20 protein-coding genes are annotated in these 15,628 nt (G+C 73.0%); 11 read left to right on the plus strand and 9 right to left on the minus strand.

The genetic code is table 11. The annotated features are described in order from the left end of the window. Positions 1-64 precede the first annotated feature (64 nt). The 4 genes from ACFV3E_RS22250 to ACFV3E_RS22265 all read left to right on the plus strand — a co-directional run bounded on the left by ACFV3E_RS22250 (position 65) and on the right by ACFV3E_RS22265 (position 3,149). On the plus strand, positions 65-1,318 hold the full coding sequence (locus ACFV3E_RS22250) for an MFS transporter (RefSeq protein ID WP_500536183.1): 1,254 nt from the start codon (positions 65-67) through the stop codon (positions 1,316-1,318). Between the two features lie 160 nt (positions 1,319-1,478). Beyond that, entirely contained in the window at positions 1,479-1,889 is a 411-nt protein-coding gene (locus ACFV3E_RS22255; protein ID WP_500536184.1) for a hypothetical protein, read from the plus strand. 5 nt (positions 1,890-1,894) lie between these two features. After that, positions 1,895-2,431 carry a thiol-disulfide oxidoreductase DCC family protein gene (locus ACFV3E_RS22260; RefSeq protein ID WP_500536185.1) on the plus strand — a complete coding sequence of 179 codons (537 nt, stop codon included), beginning with the start codon at positions 1,895-1,897 and terminating at the stop codon, positions 2,429-2,431. A 97-nt stretch (positions 2,432-2,528) separates the two neighbouring features. Continuing rightward, positions 2,529-3,149, plus strand: coding sequence for a TetR/AcrR family transcriptional regulator (locus ACFV3E_RS22265; protein WP_500372677.1), 621 nt, complete (start codon positions 2,529-2,531; stop codon positions 3,147-3,149). A 41-nt stretch (positions 3,150-3,190) separates the two neighbouring features. On the opposite strand, the gene ACFV3E_RS22270 is transcribed toward ACFV3E_RS22265, so the two are convergent. The 3 genes from ACFV3E_RS22270 to ACFV3E_RS22280 form a co-directional block, all read right to left on the minus strand. Then, positions 3,191-3,595 carry an ATP-binding protein gene (locus ACFV3E_RS22270; protein ID WP_500536242.1) on the minus strand — a complete coding sequence of 135 codons (405 nt, stop codon included), beginning with the start codon at positions 3,593-3,595 and terminating at the stop codon, positions 3,191-3,193. Between the two features lie 118 nt (positions 3,596-3,713). Next, complete coding sequence (locus ACFV3E_RS22275; protein WP_500536186.1) at positions 3,714-4,952, minus strand: metallophosphoesterase; 1,239 nt, start codon at positions 4,950-4,952, stop codon at positions 3,714-3,716. Then, positions 4,949-5,197: an SCO4848 family membrane protein gene (locus tag ACFV3E_RS22280; protein WP_500366983.1), complete on the minus strand. Its 249-nt coding sequence runs from the start codon at positions 5,195-5,197 to the stop codon at positions 4,949-4,951. Before ACFV3E_RS22280 ends, ACFV3E_RS22275 begins: the two co-directional genes overlap by 4 nt. A 185-nt stretch (positions 5,198-5,382) precedes the next feature. Between ACFV3E_RS22280 and ACFV3E_RS22285 the strand changes: the two genes are divergently transcribed. From ACFV3E_RS22285 to ACFV3E_RS22295, 3 genes are all read left to right on the plus strand, one after another. Next, the gene (locus ACFV3E_RS22285) at positions 5,383-6,906 is read left to right on the plus strand and encodes a D-alanyl-D-alanine carboxypeptidase family protein (RefSeq protein ID WP_500536187.1); all 1,524 of its coding nucleotides are present in this window, start codon (positions 5,383-5,385) and stop codon (positions 6,904-6,906) included. Positions 6,907-7,203: 297 nt separating this feature from the next. Then, positions 7,204-7,422, plus strand: a complete 219-nt coding sequence (locus ACFV3E_RS22290) for a hypothetical protein (protein WP_500326555.1) — start codon at positions 7,204-7,206, stop codon at positions 7,420-7,422. 65 nt (positions 7,423-7,487) lie between these two features. After that, positions 7,488-7,874, plus strand: coding sequence for a DoxX family protein (locus ACFV3E_RS22295; RefSeq protein WP_500536188.1), 387 nt, complete (start codon positions 7,488-7,490; stop codon positions 7,872-7,874). Here ACFV3E_RS22295 and ACFV3E_RS22300 read toward each other — a convergent pair. Both ACFV3E_RS22300 and ACFV3E_RS22305 read right to left on the minus strand, forming a co-directional pair. Beyond that, complete coding sequence (locus ACFV3E_RS22300) at positions 7,843-8,046, minus strand: DUF397 domain-containing protein (protein WP_500536189.1); 204 nt, start codon at positions 8,044-8,046, stop codon at positions 7,843-7,845. The genes ACFV3E_RS22295 and ACFV3E_RS22300 overlap by 32 nt on opposite strands. Beyond that, complete coding sequence (locus ACFV3E_RS22305) at positions 8,043-8,825, minus strand: helix-turn-helix domain-containing protein (RefSeq protein ID WP_500372679.1); 783 nt, start codon at positions 8,823-8,825, stop codon at positions 8,043-8,045. The genes ACFV3E_RS22300 and ACFV3E_RS22305 overlap by 4 nt, the downstream gene beginning before the upstream one ends. Before the next feature lie 97 nt (positions 8,826-8,922). On the opposite strand from ACFV3E_RS22305, the gene ACFV3E_RS22310 reads away from it, so the two are divergent. Together ACFV3E_RS22310 and ACFV3E_RS22315 are read left to right on the plus strand one after the other, a co-directional pair. Further along, positions 8,923-9,405: an ATP-binding protein gene (locus ACFV3E_RS22310; RefSeq protein ID WP_500536190.1), complete on the plus strand. Its 483-nt coding sequence runs from the start codon at positions 8,923-8,925 to the stop codon at positions 9,403-9,405. After that, positions 9,381-9,953 (plus strand): 3'-5' exonuclease, encoded by a 573-nt coding sequence (locus tag ACFV3E_RS22315; protein ID WP_500536191.1) that lies wholly within the window; start codon positions 9,381-9,383, stop codon positions 9,951-9,953. The genes ACFV3E_RS22310 and ACFV3E_RS22315 overlap by 25 nt, the downstream gene beginning before the upstream one ends. Before the next feature lie 21 nt (positions 9,954-9,974). Here ACFV3E_RS22315 and ACFV3E_RS22320 read toward each other — a convergent pair whose 3' ends face one another. The 4 genes from ACFV3E_RS22320 to trpS form a co-directional block, all read right to left on the minus strand. Then, positions 9,975-10,907 carry a YihY/virulence factor BrkB family protein gene (locus tag ACFV3E_RS22320; protein ID WP_500536192.1) on the minus strand — a complete coding sequence of 311 codons (933 nt, stop codon included), beginning with the start codon at positions 10,905-10,907 and terminating at the stop codon, positions 9,975-9,977. Positions 10,908-10,940: 33 nt separating this feature from the next. Continuing rightward, the gene (locus ACFV3E_RS22325; protein WP_500536193.1) at positions 10,941-12,341 is read right to left on the minus strand and encodes a pyridoxal phosphate-dependent decarboxylase family protein; all 1,401 of its coding nucleotides are present in this window, start codon (positions 12,339-12,341) and stop codon (positions 10,941-10,943) included. 46 nt (positions 12,342-12,387) lie between these two features. After that, positions 12,388-12,987 (minus strand): 2'-5' RNA ligase family protein, encoded by a 600-nt coding sequence (locus tag ACFV3E_RS22330; RefSeq protein WP_500536194.1) that lies wholly within the window; start codon positions 12,985-12,987, stop codon positions 12,388-12,390. Between the two features lie 171 nt (positions 12,988-13,158). Then, on the minus strand, positions 13,159-14,172 hold the full coding sequence (trpS, locus tag ACFV3E_RS22335; RefSeq protein ID WP_500536195.1) for a tryptophan--tRNA ligase: 1,014 nt from the start codon (positions 14,170-14,172) through the stop codon (positions 13,159-13,161). A 143-nt stretch (positions 14,173-14,315) separates the two neighbouring features. On the opposite strand from trpS, the gene ACFV3E_RS22340 reads away from it, so the two are divergent. Then, positions 14,316-14,876: an RNA polymerase sigma factor gene (locus ACFV3E_RS22340; RefSeq protein WP_499513539.1), complete on the plus strand. Its 561-nt coding sequence runs from the start codon at positions 14,316-14,318 to the stop codon at positions 14,874-14,876. Further along, positions 14,873-15,628 (plus strand): hypothetical protein, encoded by a 756-nt coding sequence (locus ACFV3E_RS22345; RefSeq protein ID WP_500536196.1) that lies wholly within the window; start codon positions 14,873-14,875, stop codon positions 15,626-15,628. The genes ACFV3E_RS22340 and ACFV3E_RS22345 overlap by 4 nt, the downstream gene beginning before the upstream one ends.

Genomic DNA, 15,628 nt, shown 5'->3' on the forward strand with positions numbered 1-15,628 from the left:
CGAATCCTACGGCGCAGTATATTTCGGTGGCGAATGATTCGACGCCGAAATACATTGCGGTGCCATGACGACCACGCATCCCCTCCGGCTCCGCGGCTTCCGGCTGCTGTTCGCCGGACGCACCCTGTCCCTGCTCGGCGACGGGGTCGTACCCGCCGCACTGGTCATCGCCGTGACCCGGGCGACCGGCGACGTCTCGGCCCTCGCCCTCGTCCTGGCCTGCGCGATGGTGCCCAAGCTGCTGCTCCTGCCGCTCGGCGGGGTGGTCGCGGACCGCTTCGACGCCCGGCGCGTGGCGCTCCTCACCGACCTCGTACGCTGCGCCGCCCAGCTCTTCGTCGGCTTCGAACTGCTCGGCGGCGACCCGTCGCTGGCCCCCATCGCGCTCGCCGAGGCGGTGGGCGGCACCGCCTCGGCGTTCGCGATGCCGACCCAGTCGCCGCTGGTCGCCGGCACGGTCACCGACGGGGCGGCACGGCAGCGGGCCAACGCCCTGATGGGCGTGGCGAACAGCGCGACCCGGCTGTGCGGCCCGGCCCTGGCCGCGGCGCTGATCTGGGCCGCAGGCCCCGGCCTGGCCTTCGTGCTGGACGCGGCCTCCTTCGCGGTGAGCGCCGGGCTCCTTGCGGTGCTGCGGGTCGAGCGGACCCCGCTGCCGCGCGCGACGATGCTCGCGGACCTCAAGGAGGGCTGGAGCGAGGTCCGTTCCCGCGACTGGTACTGGACGAGTCTGGTCGCGCACGCCGTGTGGAACGGGGCCGCCGCGGTCCTGACCACCCTCGGCCCGGCCGTCGCGATCCACCGGCTCGGAGGCGAGGGCGTGTGGTTCTGGGTCCTGGAGGCCGGGGCGGTCGGCCTCGTCCTCGGCTCCCTGCTGGCCGCGCGGGCCCGTCCCCGCCGTCCCGTGCTCGTCGCCAACCTGGGCCTGGCGACGTACGCGCTGCCGCTGACCCTGCTGGCCCTCGCCGCCCCGGCCCCGCTGCTCGTCGTGGCGTACGGGCTGGCGCTGACCGCGCTCGGCTACCTCAACCCGGTCTGGGAGACGGTCGTCCAGCAGCAGGTGCCGCCGCGGGCACTGGCCCGGGTGACCTCGTACGACTGGCTGCTGTCGCTCGCCGCGATGCCCGTGGGCTACGCGCTGGCCCCGCTCGCCGCGAACCTGTGGGGCTCGGCGGTCCCGCTGGCGGTGTCGGCGGCGCTGGTGGCGGCCGCCTGCCTGGCGACCGCGGCGGTGCCCGCGGTGCGGGCGATCGGGGCCCAGGTCCACGCGGAGCCGGCCGCGCCCGCTCCATCCGCCGGCCGGACGGCGAAGGGCTGACCGCGAAGGGCTGACGGTCCCGGGGCGCGGCGCACCCGGGGCGGGGCGCACCCGCCCCACGGCCCCTGCGGGCCGCCGCACTTCTCGCTTGAACATGTTCAAAAACAGGTCTACAGTCATCGGCAACGGGTTTTGAACACGTTCGAAAAGGGTGGGACCCATGGACCTCACGGTCGTCGCATACGTCATCTACCTGCTCGTCAGCGTCGCGCTGACGGTGTGGGTGGCCCGGACCCTCAGCCGGGCCGGCAAGGTCTTCCTCGAAGACGTGCTCCACGGCAACGAGAAGCTGGCCGACGCCGTCAACCACCTTCTGGTGGTCGGCTTCTACCTCGTGAACCTCGGCTTCGTGGCGCTGTACCTGAAGAACGCCGACCAGGTCGGGAACGCCCGCGAGCTCTTCGAGGCGCTGTCGGTCAAGCTCGGTGTCGTCCTGCTCGTCCTCGGGGTGCTGCACCTGTGCAACGTGTACGTCCTCAACAAGATCCGCCGCCGGGGCGTCATGGACCGCGAGCAGATCCCGCCCGTCCGCCCGCAGGGCTGGACCGCCCCCGCGCAGCCGGGGGCGTGACGGCGATGGACCGCACCCCAGCGACCGGGGCCGCTCCGGCGGCCCCGGTGCCGGTCCGCCTGCTGACCGTCCTGTACGACCCGGACTGCTCGCTCTGCTCCTTCGTCCGCCGCTGGCTGGAGCGCCAGCGGCAGATCGTGCCGCTGGACCTCGTCCCGGTCGGCTCCGACGAGGCCCGCCGCCGCTTCCCTGAGCTGGACCACACCGCGACCCTGCGCGAGATCACCGTCGTCGGGGACTCCGGACAGGTCTACCGCGACGACGCCGCCTGGCTGGTCTGCCTGTGGGCCCTGGCCGAGTACCGGCCGATGGCGCACCGCCTCAGCACCCGCGCCGGAGCGCCCGTCGCCCGGGCCGCCGTGCTCGCCGCCGCCCGCTACCGCGAGGCGCAGTGGGGCGGCGGGGCCGCCGCGACGGGCTGGGGCGGCCGGGTGTACCCCAGCGGCGAGGGCTGGTCCTACGACCCCAAGGACGGCTGGACGCACCGTGCCCCGGGCGCCGTCCCGGACGCCTGCGCGGACGGCTGCGCCCCGCCCGGTTAGGCTCACGGACGTGGAAGAAGCACCCCCCGGCACGACCTCCGGGGCACCCCGGCCCCCCAAGAGCGAGCAGACGCGCGCCCTGATCCTCGAGACGGCCATGCGGCTGTTCGAGGAACGGGGATACGACAAGACGACGATGCGCGCCATCGCCAAGGAGGCCGGGGTCTCGGTCGGCAACGCCTACTACTACTTCGAGGGCAAGGAACACCTCGTCCAGGGCTTCTACGACCGCCTCGCCGCCGAACACGCGGCCGCGGTCCAGGGCCTCCTGGACGGCGGCGGGGAGAGGGACCTGGCGGCACGGCTGCTCACCGTCATGACCTCCTGGATCGACGTGGCCCGCCCCTACCACCAGTTCGCCGCGCAGTTCTTCAAGAACGCCGCCGACCCGGCGAGCCCGCTCAGCCCCTTCTCCCCCGAGTCGCACCCGGCCCGCGACGCCGCCATCTCCATCCACGAACGGGTGCTCTCCGGCTCCGACATCAAGGTCGACGCCGAACTGGCCGAGGTGCTGCCCGAGCTGATGTGGATGTACCAGATGGGCATCGTCGTCTACTGGGTCTTCGACCACTCCCCCGACACCGAGCGCACCCGCCGGCTGGTCGCGCGGACCGCTCCGCTGGGCGCGCGGATCCTCAGGCTCTCCCGCTACCGGCTGCTGCGGCCGATCGTGCGTGAGATCCGCGAACTGCTCTCGGAGTTCCTCTTCCGGCGCTGAGCCGGCCCGCCGCTCCCACCGGTCGTACGCGGCGCACCCCGTCAGCCCACGGCGGGCTCGGCCAGCACCGCCCAGACCGTCTTGCCGTACCGGCCGCGCTCCCGGACGCCCCAGGTGTCCGAGAGCGCCTGCACCAGCCGCAGACCACGCCCCGACTCGTCGCCGTCCCCCGCCTCGCGCGGCACGGGGCGGGACTGCGCATCGCCGTCGGAGACCTCGACGACGCACGAGCCGTCGCTGTGGACGGTCACCGCCACCTCGAACTCCCGCTCCAGGAGCGGACTGTGCCGTACGGCGTTGGTCGCCAGCTCCGACACGACCAGGACGACCGACTCGACGGTCCCGCCCTCCTGCTCCCAGCCCTCCAGGTGGTCACGCACCCGGTGCCGGGCCAGCCCGACCGAGGTCGGGTGCCGGGGCAGCCGGAACGCACTGCGCCTCATCAGGTCACTCTCCCCATGAGCGAACGCCCCCCTTCCGTTGCGCCATCCCTTACCAGTTTCGACGCGGGGAATGCGCTCCGTGTCGGATTGTTCTCACCCGGTGAGAACTTTCCGGCCACATTCAGGCGCGCGGTGAGGCGAGGGTCACGATCGTGATGTCGGAGGGCGCGCCCACGCGGACCGGCGGGCCCCAGGCCCCCGCGCCACGGGTCACGTACAGCTGGGTGTCGCCGTAGCTTTCCAGGCCGGCCACCGTGGGATTGGCCAGTTCCGCGATGTAGTTGCCGGGCCACAGCTGCCCGCCGTGGGTGTGCCCGGACAACTGCAGGTCGACGTGGTGCCGGACCGCTTCGTGGATCATCACCGGCTGGTGGGCGAGGAGCACGACCGCCCGCGAGGTGTCCCGGTCGCCGAGCGCCTTGGTGTAGTCGGGGGCATAGTCGTGGTCCGCGCCGCTGATGTCGTTGACCCCGGCCAGGTCGAAGCCGGCGAGTTCGGTGCGGGCGTTCTCCAGCGGGTGGACGCCCAGGTCGCGCACGAAGTCGATCCAGGGTGCGGCCCCGGAGAAGTACTCGTGGTTGCCGGTGACGAAAAAGCTCCCGTCCCGCGCCCGGAGCCGGGCCAGCGGCTCGGCCGCGGGGCCCAGTTCCGGCACCGAGCCGTCGACCAGGTCGCCGACGATGGTGACGAGGTCCGGGCGGGCCCCGTTGATCGTGTCCACGATCCGCTGGGTGTGCGCCTTGCCGAGGACCGGACCGAGGTGGATGTCGCTCACCACGGCGATCCGGTAGCCGTCGGCACGCGCGGGGAGCTTGGCGAGCGGCACGGTGACGTACTTCAGGCGCGGGCCGCGCAGCACTCCGTACGTGCCCTGGCCGACCGTCACCCCCGCGGCCACGGCCGCCGCGGCACCGACCGTACGGGCGACGAACAGCCGCCTCGTCTGCCCGGCGGGCGCGGGCTCCGGCCGCGGCCCGGGATCCGCGGCGTCCTGCCCGGCCGGCTCGGCGGCCCCGGCCTCCCGTACGCCCCGGGACCGGTCCCTGCGTTCGAGCGCGCCCCGCAGCAGCGGCCGTACGGCCTCACCGGCCAGTACCGCCAGCGTCAGGTACAGCAGCACCGCCAGCCACAGGTAGCCCGGCCAGGCCAGCCACCGCTCGGCCGCCAGTGGCAGCGCCCGCCCGCCGACCAGCGCGCCCAGGCTCAGCAGCGGCAGGACGACCGCCAGCACCGTCCCCGTCCGCCGCCACCAGCCCCCGGGCGCGGACACGTCGCGGACCAGCCGGCGCCACAGGTAGTAGTGCACCCCGCCGAGGAGGGCCAGGACGGCCGCGACGACGGCGACCACCGCGAGGATCACCGGGCAGCCCGCAGCGCTCTCAGACCGCGGACGCCGAGGACGCCGATCGCGGTGCCCAGCACGAGGGAGGTCACCGCCAGCGTCAGGTGCACCCAGAAGTACGCGGTGGGCGAGCCGTGGTCACCGCCCTCGAAGGCGAGCCCGCTGGCGTCCTTCCACAGGTTCTTGACGAACGTCGTCCATACGATCCAGCTCCACACCCCGAAGGCGGTCAGGAACCAGGACACGGGGCGGCTGAGCTTCATGCGACCAGTATGGGGGCCGCCGCGCGGCCCCCTCCGCCGGGGTCGTCCCGCCACCCGTACCGCGGGCCGCCGCCCAAGACGCCCGTGGGCACCGCCCGGTTGCACATCCGGGACGTGGGATCGGTCACGGCCCGATCGGCCCCCCACGACTGCCGCAGGTCCCGGACGGCCTGTAACTTCTCATCGTGCCGAACTCCTCCCCCCGCGCCGCGCGCCGTTCCGCCCTGGTGCTCTCCGCCCTCGCACTCGCCGGTGGTACGGCCCTGACCGCCGCGCCCGTCGCGCACGCGAAGACCCCGTCGCCCTCGGCCACTCCGACGCCGCCCGCACGGATGTCGACGGTCGGCGGGGAACGGCTGGGACAGCCCGGCACCCAGGTCAGCGCGCTGACCGGCGCTCCCGCCCTGCCGGAGCAGCTCACCTCACGGTCGTGGATCGTCTCCGACGCCGAGACCGGGCAGGTGCTGGCCGCCCACAACGCGCACTGGGAGCTGCCGCCCGCCAGCACGCTCAAGATGCTGTTCGCCGACACGGTCCTGCCGAAGCTGGACAAGTCGCAGACCTACCAGGTGCAACCCTCCGACCTCGACGGCGTCGGCGCGGGCAGCAGCCTCGTCGGCATCAAGGAGAACCTCACCTACACCGTCCACGACCTGTGGCTCGGTGTCTTCCTGCGCTCCGGGAACGACGCCGTCCACGTCCTGTCCTCCATGAACGGCGGCGTGGACGCGACCGTCCTGGAGATGCAGCGCAAGGCCGAGGACCTGCAGGCGGACGACACCACCGTGATCTCCCCCGACGGCTACGACATGCCCGGCCAGGTCTCCTCGGCGTACGACCTGACCCTCTTCGCCCGCGCCGGACTGCAGAACGCGGACTTCCGCGAGTACTGCTCGACGGTGCGCGCCAAGTTCCCCGGCGAGTGGAAGACCGTCAAGGGGAAGAAGGGCAAGAAGAGCACGAAGAAGCGCGGGACCTTCGAGATACAGAACACCAACCGGCTGCTCTCCGGCGACTACGACCTCTCGACCTACGACGGCATCGCGGGCGTGAAGAACGGCTACACCACCAACGCGGGCAACACCTTCACCGGTGTCGCGCAGCGCGGCGACCGCACGCTGCTGGTGACCGTCATGCACCCCGGCGAGGGCCACAACATGGCCTACAAGGAGGCCGCGAAGCTGCTCGACTGGGGGTTCCAGGCGGACGGCATGGTGACCCCCGTCGGCACCCTGGTGCCCCCGAAGTCCGCCATCGCGTCGGCCTCGCCCTCGCCCTCCGCCTCCCCCAGCAGGCAGGCGCGGGCGCAGGCCGCCCCGCACGCCTCCTCCGGTGGCGGCGGGGCGTGGACCGCCCTCGCTCTCGCGGGCGGCTCCGTCCTGGTCGTCGCCGCCCTGGCCTTCCTCGTACGGCGCCGCTGGCCGCTGCCGCAGCGGACGTCGACGGCCGCCATCCCCGCCCCGACCAAGCCCGGTGACGACGCGCCCGCGAAGACCGCCGAGGCGGAGACGGACGCCGGAAAGGCGGACGCCGAGAAGGCCGACGCCGCGAAGGCGGAGGAAGGGCCGAAGGAGGCCGGGGAGAGGACGGACGAGGCGAAGGCGGACGAGGCGAAGGCGGACGAGGCGGAGGGGGCGGCCGCGGAGGAGGGCACCGAGCGGGAGGCGCCCGCGCAGCAGGCCGAAGCCACGGCGGACCATCCGGCCTGACCGCCGGCCGACGTGGCCTGATCCGTCGCGTCCCGCTTCGCCGGCCGGCGGCGCCCCACTAAGGTCGGCCCGAGCCGGAAGATCGTTCCCGTCGGTCCTGCGGCCAGGCTGCGGCCGGTGGCTCCCGCCACCGGCCGCAGTCGTGTCGTGCCACGCGCACATGCCCCCGGCCCGGGGGGCGCTCGACGGCGCACGTGCGGCTCGTGCGCCCACCCCGCTGCGACCGCCCCCTGCCGCGCGGGCCGCCCGGCCGGTACCCAGGAACCAGGCAAAGCCGGTACGGGAAGGGAGCACGCCATGGGCATGTTGTCGGTCTTCGGGCTCGTCCTGGGCCTCGTCGCGGTCGCCTACTGTCTCCGCTCGGCACTCCGGGCCAAGACCCCCGCCGGACGCGCCGGATGGTTCATGGCCGCCCCGGCGGCCGTGCTCGCCGGGGTCTACCTCGTGGGCTACATCCTCGTCACCGTGCTGGTGCTGGCCGCCGCGTGGTTCACCGTCGCCCACTTCCTGCGCTGAACCGATGAGTTCCGGGCAGCCGTCCGGTCCACCTCCGCGTACACCCGACACCGGAGGAGACCACGATGACCGCCACCACCACGACCGCCCCGCCCCGCGACCGCAGCCGGGCGGACACCGCCGTGTGGGCGCTGCAGATCCTGCTCGCCCTGTTCTTCGCGGTCGCCAGCGCCACGCCGAAGCTCATCGCGCACTCCTCGGCCGCCGAGAGCTTCGACACCATCGGCTACGGCAACTGGTTCATGTACCTCATCGGCGCCCTCGAACTCGCCGGTGCCATCGGCCTCGTCATCCCGCGCCTGGCCGGGATCACGGCGGTGGCCTTCATCGGCCTGCTGGCCGGCGCGTTCACCTTCCAGGTCGTCTACTTCGACGGCGAGAACGCGGCCACGCCCATCGTCATCGCAGCCCTGATGGGCGTCATCGCCTGGCGTCGTCTGCGCCGCGCGTGACCGCGTACGCCACGAAGTCCGCCCACGCGCCGGGCGTGAACGTCAGCCGAGCCCCGGCCCGGTCCTTGGAGTCCCGCACCAGGACCGCGCCGGGGCCGAACGCGACCTCGACGCAGGCGCCGCCCTCGGAGTTGCTGTAGCTGGACGTGAACCACACGAGCCCGTCGGTCATGGCCTCTCCGCCAAGTCTTCGATGAACCGCGCGGACTCCTCGGGGCCGAGGGCCTGGCGGGTGATCATGTCGTGGCGCCGCATGACGATACTGACCCGCGCCGGGTCCGCATAGAGGACTCCCGTGGTCTGTCCCTCCTCGTAGACGAGGTGCTGGTGCTCGGCGGTCTCCAGCAACACGAACGGGCCGTGCAGCCCGGGATGGAGGCCCCGCTCCGCGGGCATGACCTGGATGGTGACGTTCCGGGTCCGTCCCCGCACCAGCAGCGTCCGCAGCTGCTCCCGGTGTGCGCCGGGGTCAGCGAAGGAGCGCAGCGCCGACTCCTCGATCACGAAGCTGAACGAGCGGGTTCGGTTGTCCAGCATCAACTGGCGTTCCAGCCGCGCCGCCACCCGTTCTTCGAGCGTCTCCTCGTCAAGCGGTGGCCAATGGGACGAGAGCAACGTGCGCACGTACGCTTCGCATTGGAGGAGCCCCGGGATGTACTGGCTCTCGTACCAGTTGACGGCGATCGCCTCGGCCTCGTACCGCATGTAGTCCCGCGCGTAGGTCGGGTACTTCTCCGGGGCGAGGAACGCCTCCGCCGCCGTGAGTTTGCCCTGTGCCCCGCACAGCCCGTCGGCGATCTGGAGCAGCCGCTGTGTCGGGCGGCGGCGCCCCTGCTCCATCGACTTGACGGTCTCGTAGCCGTACCCCGCCTCGTCGGCCAGTTGCTCGCGCGTGACGCCGGCGTGTTCGCGCCAGAGCTTGACCTGGTTGCCGCAGTACCGCCACGCCATCGGAGGCGGGGACACGTCACTGGCCACTCGGGTACAACCACCCTCCGTACTCGCGCCGCTACTCCCGACGGTACGCTGCGACCTGCACTTTTGAGCCATGGACGAGACAACTCCCCCTGCCGAGTGGTGGTTTTCGCGCCACCCGCGCAGCGTCGGGCGGGCGCGGGCCAGGCTGCGGGAACAGGCCCTCGCGTGGGGCCTCGACGCCGAGGCGACGGACACCGCGGTCCTGCTGCTCAGCGAGTTGATGGGCAACGCAGTCCGCCACGCACGGGTCCCACCGGACCGGCGGATCGCCGCTCGCGCCGCCCTGGCCTCGGGGACGCTGCGGGTGGAGGTCTGCGACGCCGGCGACGACCCGCCCGTACTGCGGCAGGCGTCGGCGACGGACGAGTCGGGACGCGGGCTGGCGCTCGTGGAGTTGCTCGCCGACGACTGGAACGTTCAACCTCGGCTGCACGGCATCGGTAAAACGGTCTGGTTCGAACTCAGAGTGACAAAACCATTCGTAAACAGTAGTGACCAGTGGCCTGATCTCGACGTAGGGTTCGCGCCATGGACAGTGACCTGGGACTCCTGAACGTCATCGACGTCGAGGCGACGTGCTGGGACGGCGAGCCGCCGCAAGGCTCGGTGAGCGAGATCATCGAGATCGGGCTGACCGTCGTGGACCTCGTCGCGGGCGAGCGCGTCGCCCGCCACCGCGTCCTCGTACGGCCCGCGCGCTCCGCCGTGAGTCCCTTCTGCACGCAACTGACCGGTCTGACGCAGGCCGAGGTGGAATCGGGCCTGGACTTCGCGGACGCGTGCAAGCTGCTCGCCGTCGAGCACCGGGCGGGGTCGCGGGCGTGGGCGAGCTGGGGCGACTACGACCGTCACCAGTTCAACCGCCAGTGCCGGGCGACCGATACGACGTACCCCTTCGGCAGCCGGCACATCAACGTCAAGACGCTCTTCACCCAGGCCCACCGCCTCACCAAGCGCCCCGGCATGGCGGAGGCGCTCCGGCTCGTCGGGCTGCCCGTCGAAGGCCGCCACCACCGCGGCGAGGACGACGCGTGGAACATCGCCGCCCTCGTCGTGGACCTGGCGCGCCGGGGCGCCTGGCCGGCGACGCCGGCCTACTGACGGCCGGGCCCTTCCACGTCGTCAGGCGGTCTCGGGGCGCGCGGGCCGCGCGTGCTCCGGCTCGCCCGGCCCGCCCGGCTCGTCCTTGCGGGCGGTGGCGAGTTCGGCGCTGTGCGGGGTGGCCGTCCAGGCCGCGCAGTACAGCAGCAGCTTCGCCGTGAAGTTCATCCACAGCAGCAGCGCGATGGGCACCCCGAAGGCGCCGTACATGCTCTTGGTGGCCACGCTCTGCAGGTAGCCGCTGATGAGCAGCTTCAGCACCTCGAAGCCGATCGCACCGATGAGGCTCGCCACGACGACGTCGCGGCGGTTCGGGGTGACCCCGGGCAGCAGGGTGAGCAGGTAGGCGAGGATCAGCAGGTCCACGAGGACGGCGATCCAGAAGCCCGCCACCGACAACAGGGCCCGCCCCGGTCCGTGTTCGTCGAGGCCGATGGCGTCGCCGAGACGGCCGACGGCCGTCCCGGCGAGGGCCGAGCAGGCGACGGAGAGCAGGGCGACGACACCCAGGCCGACCAGGACGCCGAAGTCCTTGAGCTTCTGGACGAAGGGGTTCTCGGCCTCGTCGTCCTTGTGCCAGACAGCCCTGAGGCAGTCGCGCAGGGCGCCGACCCAGCTGACGCCGGTGACGACCAGCAGGACGGCGGCGATGGTGCCCACCGTGCCCGCGTTGTCGACGAGCCCGCCGATGTTGAGCTGGTCGGCGATGCCGGGGACCTGCTCGGCCAGCTTGTCCTCGAGTTCCTTCAGCCGGCCGGGGGACAGCAGGGCCGCGCCGACGGCGGCGCCGACGGTCAGCAGCGGGAAGAGCGCGACGAAGCTGACGAAGGTGATGGCGGCGGCGAGCCGCGTCCAGTGCACGTCCTCCAGATGTTCGTACGTGCGCCAGGCGTGGGTGCGCATGAGCCGCGCGATCCACGGTCCGATCCCTGGGAGCCGAGTCAGCCATTCCATACCGCGCGCCTACCCTCCGTCACGACGTGCACTCTAGGTGGCGGTCGTCGTCGCGGTGGTGATCGCGTCCAGGACGCGGTCCGTGTCGGCCTCGGATGTACGCCAGTTGCTGAAGGCCGCCCGCACCGCGGGCACACCGTGGAGGACCGTCGGGGTGAGGAAGGCCTCCCCGGAGGCGGCGACGGCACGGACGAGCGCGTCGACGCGCTCGGGCGTGGGGTCGTCGGCCAGGGTGAAGCAGACGACGTTGAGCCGGACGGGGGCCAGCAGCCGCAGGCGGGGGTCGGCCTCGATGCGCTCGCCGAGGCGCCGGGCGCAGGCGGCGTTGCGTTCGACGACCTCGCGGTGGCCCTCGCTGCCGTAGGCGGTGAGGGAGAACCACGCGGCGAGGGCGCGCAGCCGGCGGGAGTTCTCGGGGGTGAGGTGGAGGAAGTCCGGGTCGGGCAGGGACGGCAGGCCCAGGTAGGGCGAGTCGTTGTGGAAGACCCGCACCTGGAGGTCCTGGCGGCGGGTGAACTGGACGGCGGCGTCGTAGGGCACGTTCAGCCATTTGTGGAGGTCGACGCAGACGGAGTCGGCGGCGTCGATGCCCTCGGCGAGGTGCGCGTACGCGGGTGACAGCGCGGCGAAGCCGCCGAACGCGGCGTCGACGTGGAGCCAGAAACCGTGGCGCTCCTTCAGGGCGGCGATCGCGCGCAGGTCGTCGAAGTCGACGGTGTTGACGGTGCCCGCGTTGGCGACCACGACGGCCGGACGGTCCTCCAGCGACTCCAGCGCCGCGGCGAGGCGGTCGACGTCCACCGCCTCGCGGCCACCGGGCAGCACCGGTACACGGGTCAGGGACGACCGGCCGAGGCCGAGCACGGACAGGGCCTTGCCGATGCTGGAGTGCGGGGTTCCGGACAGCACCGTCACCGGGCCGAGCGCGGCCAGCCCGTCGCGGGACACGGACAGCCCCCGCCGTTCGCCGAGCCACTCGCGCGCCACGGCCAGGCCGACGGTGTTGGAGACGGTCGCGCCGGTGACGAAGGCGCCGCTGTGCTCCTCGCCGAGGCCGAGCATCGCGCGGAGCCAGCCGACGGTCTCGCGTTCCAGGGCGGCGGCGGAGGAGTCGCCGCCCGCCGAGACGTTCTGGTCGTAGGTACTGGTGAGCCAGTCCCCCGCGACGGCGGCGGGGGTCGCTCCCCCGGTCACGAAGCCCAGGTAGCGCGGGCCGGCGCTGCCCGAGAAACCGGGTGCCCAGCGCCGTTCGAAGAGCGCGAGCGCGCCGTCGGCGCCGGTCCCGGTGACGGGGAGGGGCTGCGGTTCGGGTGCGGGCCCGGGGCGCGCGGCCGGGCGGTCGTCGACGGCGGCCAGCTCACGGGCGGCCAGGTCCCTTACCGCTTGGAGGAGTTCGGGGAGGTGTGCGCGGTCCGCGGCGAGTGTGGGGTGCATGGCGGCAGCGTAGGCGGACGCTCGTGCGCGGCTTGGCCCGGCGTGCTCACGCGTGCGGTGGGCCTCCCGCGGGAGCCGGGCTGAGCGGCTCGCACGCACCGGGCTGGTGCGGCACGAGGGAATGCCCGGCGCCGCCGAAGGGGTAGTCCCGCACACTGCGCCAGACGCCCTCGTCGTCCTGCTCGTACAGCGAGAAGCAGCTGACGGTCCAGGTGGCGACGAAGTCGGACAGCTCCGTCTCGGCGCGGTCCAGCGCCTCGTCGGGGATGCCGTGGCCGATGGTGACGTGCGGGTGGTACGGGAACTGGAGCTCGCGCCGGACCGGGCCGGAGCGGACCCGCTCCTGCAGGTCGGCGCAGTCGAGGCCGCCCTGGACGAGCTCGACGTAGACGACCGGGGTGACCGGCCGGAAGCTGGCCGTGCCCTCCAGCCGCATGGGGAAGGCACGGCCGGTGGCGGCGACCTCGGCGAGGTGCTCCCGGAAGGCCGGGAGCAGCTCCGTGTCCACCTCGGTGGGCGGGAGCAGCGTGACGTGGGTCGGGATGCAGTACGCCAGCGGGTCTCCGTAGCCGGCGCGGCGCTGCTGCAGCAGGCTGCCGTAAGGCTCGGGGACCGCGATCGACACGCCGATCATGCGGTTTCCCACGTGTTCACCCCTTCCCCTGGTCGGTTCGCGGCATCGTACGCACGCCGTACGACACCACTGCGTCAGCTGCCAGTGTGACGCGCGCGCGGCCTCCCGCGCGAGCGTCGTCCGTCACACCTGCGCGGGACCTAAGGCCCCTCTTTCCGGGCGTCCACGGGCGCGGAGGAGCCGTCAGTGCTTCGCGGGCAGGAAGCCGATCCTCTCGTACGCCTTCGCCAGGGTCTCCGCGGCGACGGACCGGGCCTTCTCGGCGCCCTTCGCGAGGACCGAGTCCAGCGTCTCCGGGTCGCCCAGGTACTCCTGGGTACGCTCGCGGAAGGGCGTGACCCATTCCACGAAGACCTCCGCGAGGTCGGTCTTGAGCGCACCGTAGCCCTTGCCCTCGTACTTCTGCTCGAGTTCCGGGATACCGGTGCCGGTGAGGGTGGAGTAGATGGTCAGCAGGTTGCTGACGCCCGGCTTCTCCTGCTCGTCGTAGCGGACCACGGTGTCGGTGTCGGTGACCGCGCTCTTGATCTTCTTCGCCGAGGTCTTGGGCTCGTCGAGGAGGTTGATCAGGCCCTTCGGGGACGCCGCCGACTTGCTCATCTTCGACAGCGGTTCCTGCAGGTCGTAGATCTTCGCCGTCTCCTTGACGATGTAGGCGCCGGGGATGGTGAAGGTCTCGCCGAACCGGCCGTTGAAGCGCTCCGCGAGGTCGCGGGTGAGCTCGATGTGCTGGCGCTGGTCCTCGCCGACCGGGACGGCGTTCGCCTGGTACAGCAGGATGTCCGCGACCTGCAGGATCGGGTACGTGAACAGGCCGACGGTGGCCCGGTCCGCGCCCTGCTTGGCGGACTTGTCCTTGAACTGCGTCATGCGGGACGCCTCGCCGAAGCCGGTGAGGCAGTTGAACACCCAGCCGAGCTGCGCGTGTTCGGGGACGTGGCTCTGGACGAACAGGGTGCAGCGCTCGGGGTCGAGCCCGGCGGCCAGCAGCTGGGCGGCGGCGAGCCGGGTGTTGGCGCGCAGCTCGGCCGGGTCCTGCGGCACGGTGATCGCGTGGAGGTCGACGACCATGTAGAAGGCGTCGTGGGACTCCTGCAGGGCCACCCACTGGCGGACCGCGCCCAGGTAGTTGCCCAGGTGGAACGAACCTGCGGTGGGCTGGATGCCGGAGAGCACACGGGGACGATCGAGAGCCATGGCACTCATTCTCTCAGGTCCGCGCGGATTCCACGGCCGCGGTGGGAACCCGGGGGCGGGCAGCGGTGTAGTAGGGGTGACGGGAGCCGCACGGGGGCGGCGCCGGCGACGGGAGGGGGTCCGCCACGGAGGGGGAGGCGGCGGTGATCGCGCGCGTACGCGCCGGTGAGCGGGAGGCGTACGCGGAGCTGGTGCGCCCGCACGCGGACGTCGCGCACCGCACCGCCGTGCTGCTCGGCGCGGGCGCCGACGCGGAGGACGTGGTGCAGGTCTCGTTCGTCAAGGCGTACCGCGCGCTCGCGACCTTCCAGGAGGGGGCTGCCTTCCGGCCGTGGCTGCTGCGGATCGTCGCCAACGAGGCGAGGAACGCCGGGCGGGCGGCGCGCCGTCTGCGGTCGGCGGTGGAGCGCAACGCCGCGCTGGAGGCCCTGCCCCTCGCGGAGGACGACCCGGAGTCGCTGGCGGTGTCGCGGGAACGCCGGGCGGAGCTGCTGTCCGCCGTGCGGGCGCTGAGCGAGCCGCACCGGATGGTGGTCACCTGCCGCTATCTGCTGGACCTGGACGAGGAGGAGACGGCGACGGTGCTCGGCTGGCCGCGTGGCACGGTGAAGTCCCGGCTGCACCGGGCCCTGGCCCGGCTGCGGGCGGGGCTCGGCGAGCCGGTGCTGTCCAGCCCGTGCGACGACGGGGGGCGGCGCCCATGACCGACCGTCTCCCGGAGGAGCTGCGCGAGGTGGGCCGGCGGCTGGAGATCCCGGCGCCGTCGCCCGACTCCGTCGCCGAGCAGGTGCTGGCCCGGCTGCTGGCCGAGGCGGTGCCGGCCCCCGTCGTGCCCGCTCCCGTCGTGCCCGGCCGCGGCCGCGGCGCCCGGGCGCGCGCGTGGGCCGCGGCGCGCTGGCGTGCCCTGACGGCGGCGCTGTGCGGGCTGCTGGTGGTGCTCGTGCTCACCCCGCCGGTGCGGGCCGCGGTCGCGGACTGGTTCGGCTTCGGCGGTGTCGTCGTGCACCGGGACCCCTCCGCCCGCCCGAGCACGGGCGCCCCGCCGCCGGTGCGGGGGGACGCGCCGCTGGACGGGGCGTACGTGCCGGCCGAGCTGGGCGAGCCGGACGGGGTGTCGGTGGTCGACGGGGGGCGGGTGCTGTCGATGAGCTGGCGGGTGGACGGGCGCACGGTACGGCTCGACCAGTTCCGGGCCACGATCGACGTGGTCTTCCTCAAGACGGTCGGCGACGCGGTCGAATGGGTCGATCTGGGCCCCGGGAGCGACTACGGGGTGTGGTTCGCCGAGCCTCACTACGTCCGGCTCGTCGACCCCGACGGCCGTGCCCGCCGCGAGCCTCCCCGGACGGCCGGACCCACCCTGGTCTGGCAGCGCGGGCGGACGACGCTGCGCCTGGAGGGCGTGCCGGACCTGGCACGCGCGGTCGCCGTCGCGAAGTCCGCCCGGCCGCGTTAG

The sequence above is a fragment of the Streptomyces sp. NPDC059718 genome, from assembly GCF_042733315.1.
In the GTDB taxonomy this organism is placed as follows: domain Bacteria; phylum Actinomycetota; class Actinomycetes; order Streptomycetales; family Streptomycetaceae; genus Actinacidiphila.

Excerpts from the sequence above, each read along its gene's own strand:
- ACFV3E_RS22250 (WP_500536183.1), top strand. The coding sequence starts at position 65 with ATGACGACCACGCATCCCCTCCGGCTCCGCGGCTTCCGGCTGCTGTTC.
- ACFV3E_RS22255 (WP_500536184.1), top strand. The coding sequence starts at position 1,479 with ATGGACCTCACGGTCGTCGCATACGTCATCTACCTGCTCGTCAGCGTC.
- ACFV3E_RS22260 (WP_500536185.1), top strand. The coding sequence starts at position 1,895 with ATGGACCGCACCCCAGCGACCGGGGCCGCTCCGGCGGCCCCGGTGCCG.
- ACFV3E_RS22265 (WP_500372677.1), top strand. The coding sequence starts at position 2,529 with ATGCGGCTGTTCGAGGAACGGGGATACGACAAGACGACGATGCGCGCC.
- ACFV3E_RS22280 (WP_500366983.1), bottom strand. The coding sequence starts at position 5,197 with ATGAAGCTCAGCCGCCCCGTGTCCTGGTTCCTGACCGCCTTCGGGGTG.
- ACFV3E_RS22290 (WP_500326555.1), top strand. The coding sequence starts at position 7,204 with ATGGGCATGTTGTCGGTCTTCGGGCTCGTCCTGGGCCTCGTCGCGGTC.
- ACFV3E_RS22295 (WP_500536188.1), top strand. The coding sequence starts at position 7,488 with ATGACCGCCACCACCACGACCGCCCCGCCCCGCGACCGCAGCCGGGCG.
- ACFV3E_RS22300 (WP_500536189.1), bottom strand. The coding sequence starts at position 8,046 with ATGACCGACGGGCTCGTGTGGTTCACGTCCAGCTACAGCAACTCCGAG.
- ACFV3E_RS22305 (WP_500372679.1), bottom strand. The coding sequence starts at position 8,825 with ATGGCGTGGCGGTACTGCGGCAACCAGGTCAAGCTCTGGCGCGAACAC.
- ACFV3E_RS22310 (WP_500536190.1), top strand. The coding sequence starts at position 8,923 with ATGGACGAGACAACTCCCCCTGCCGAGTGGTGGTTTTCGCGCCACCCG.
- ACFV3E_RS22315 (WP_500536191.1), top strand. The coding sequence starts at position 9,381 with ATGGACAGTGACCTGGGACTCCTGAACGTCATCGACGTCGAGGCGACG.
- ACFV3E_RS22320 (WP_500536192.1), bottom strand. The coding sequence starts at position 10,907 with ATGGAATGGCTGACTCGGCTCCCAGGGATCGGACCGTGGATCGCGCGG.
- ACFV3E_RS22325 (WP_500536193.1), bottom strand. The coding sequence starts at position 12,341 with ATGCACCCCACACTCGCCGCGGACCGCGCACACCTCCCCGAACTCCTC.
- trpS (WP_500536195.1), bottom strand. The coding sequence starts at position 14,172 with ATGGCTCTCGATCGTCCCCGTGTGCTCTCCGGCATCCAGCCCACCGCA.
- ACFV3E_RS22345 (WP_500536196.1), top strand. The coding sequence starts at position 14,873 with ATGACCGACCGTCTCCCGGAGGAGCTGCGCGAGGTGGGCCGGCGGCTG.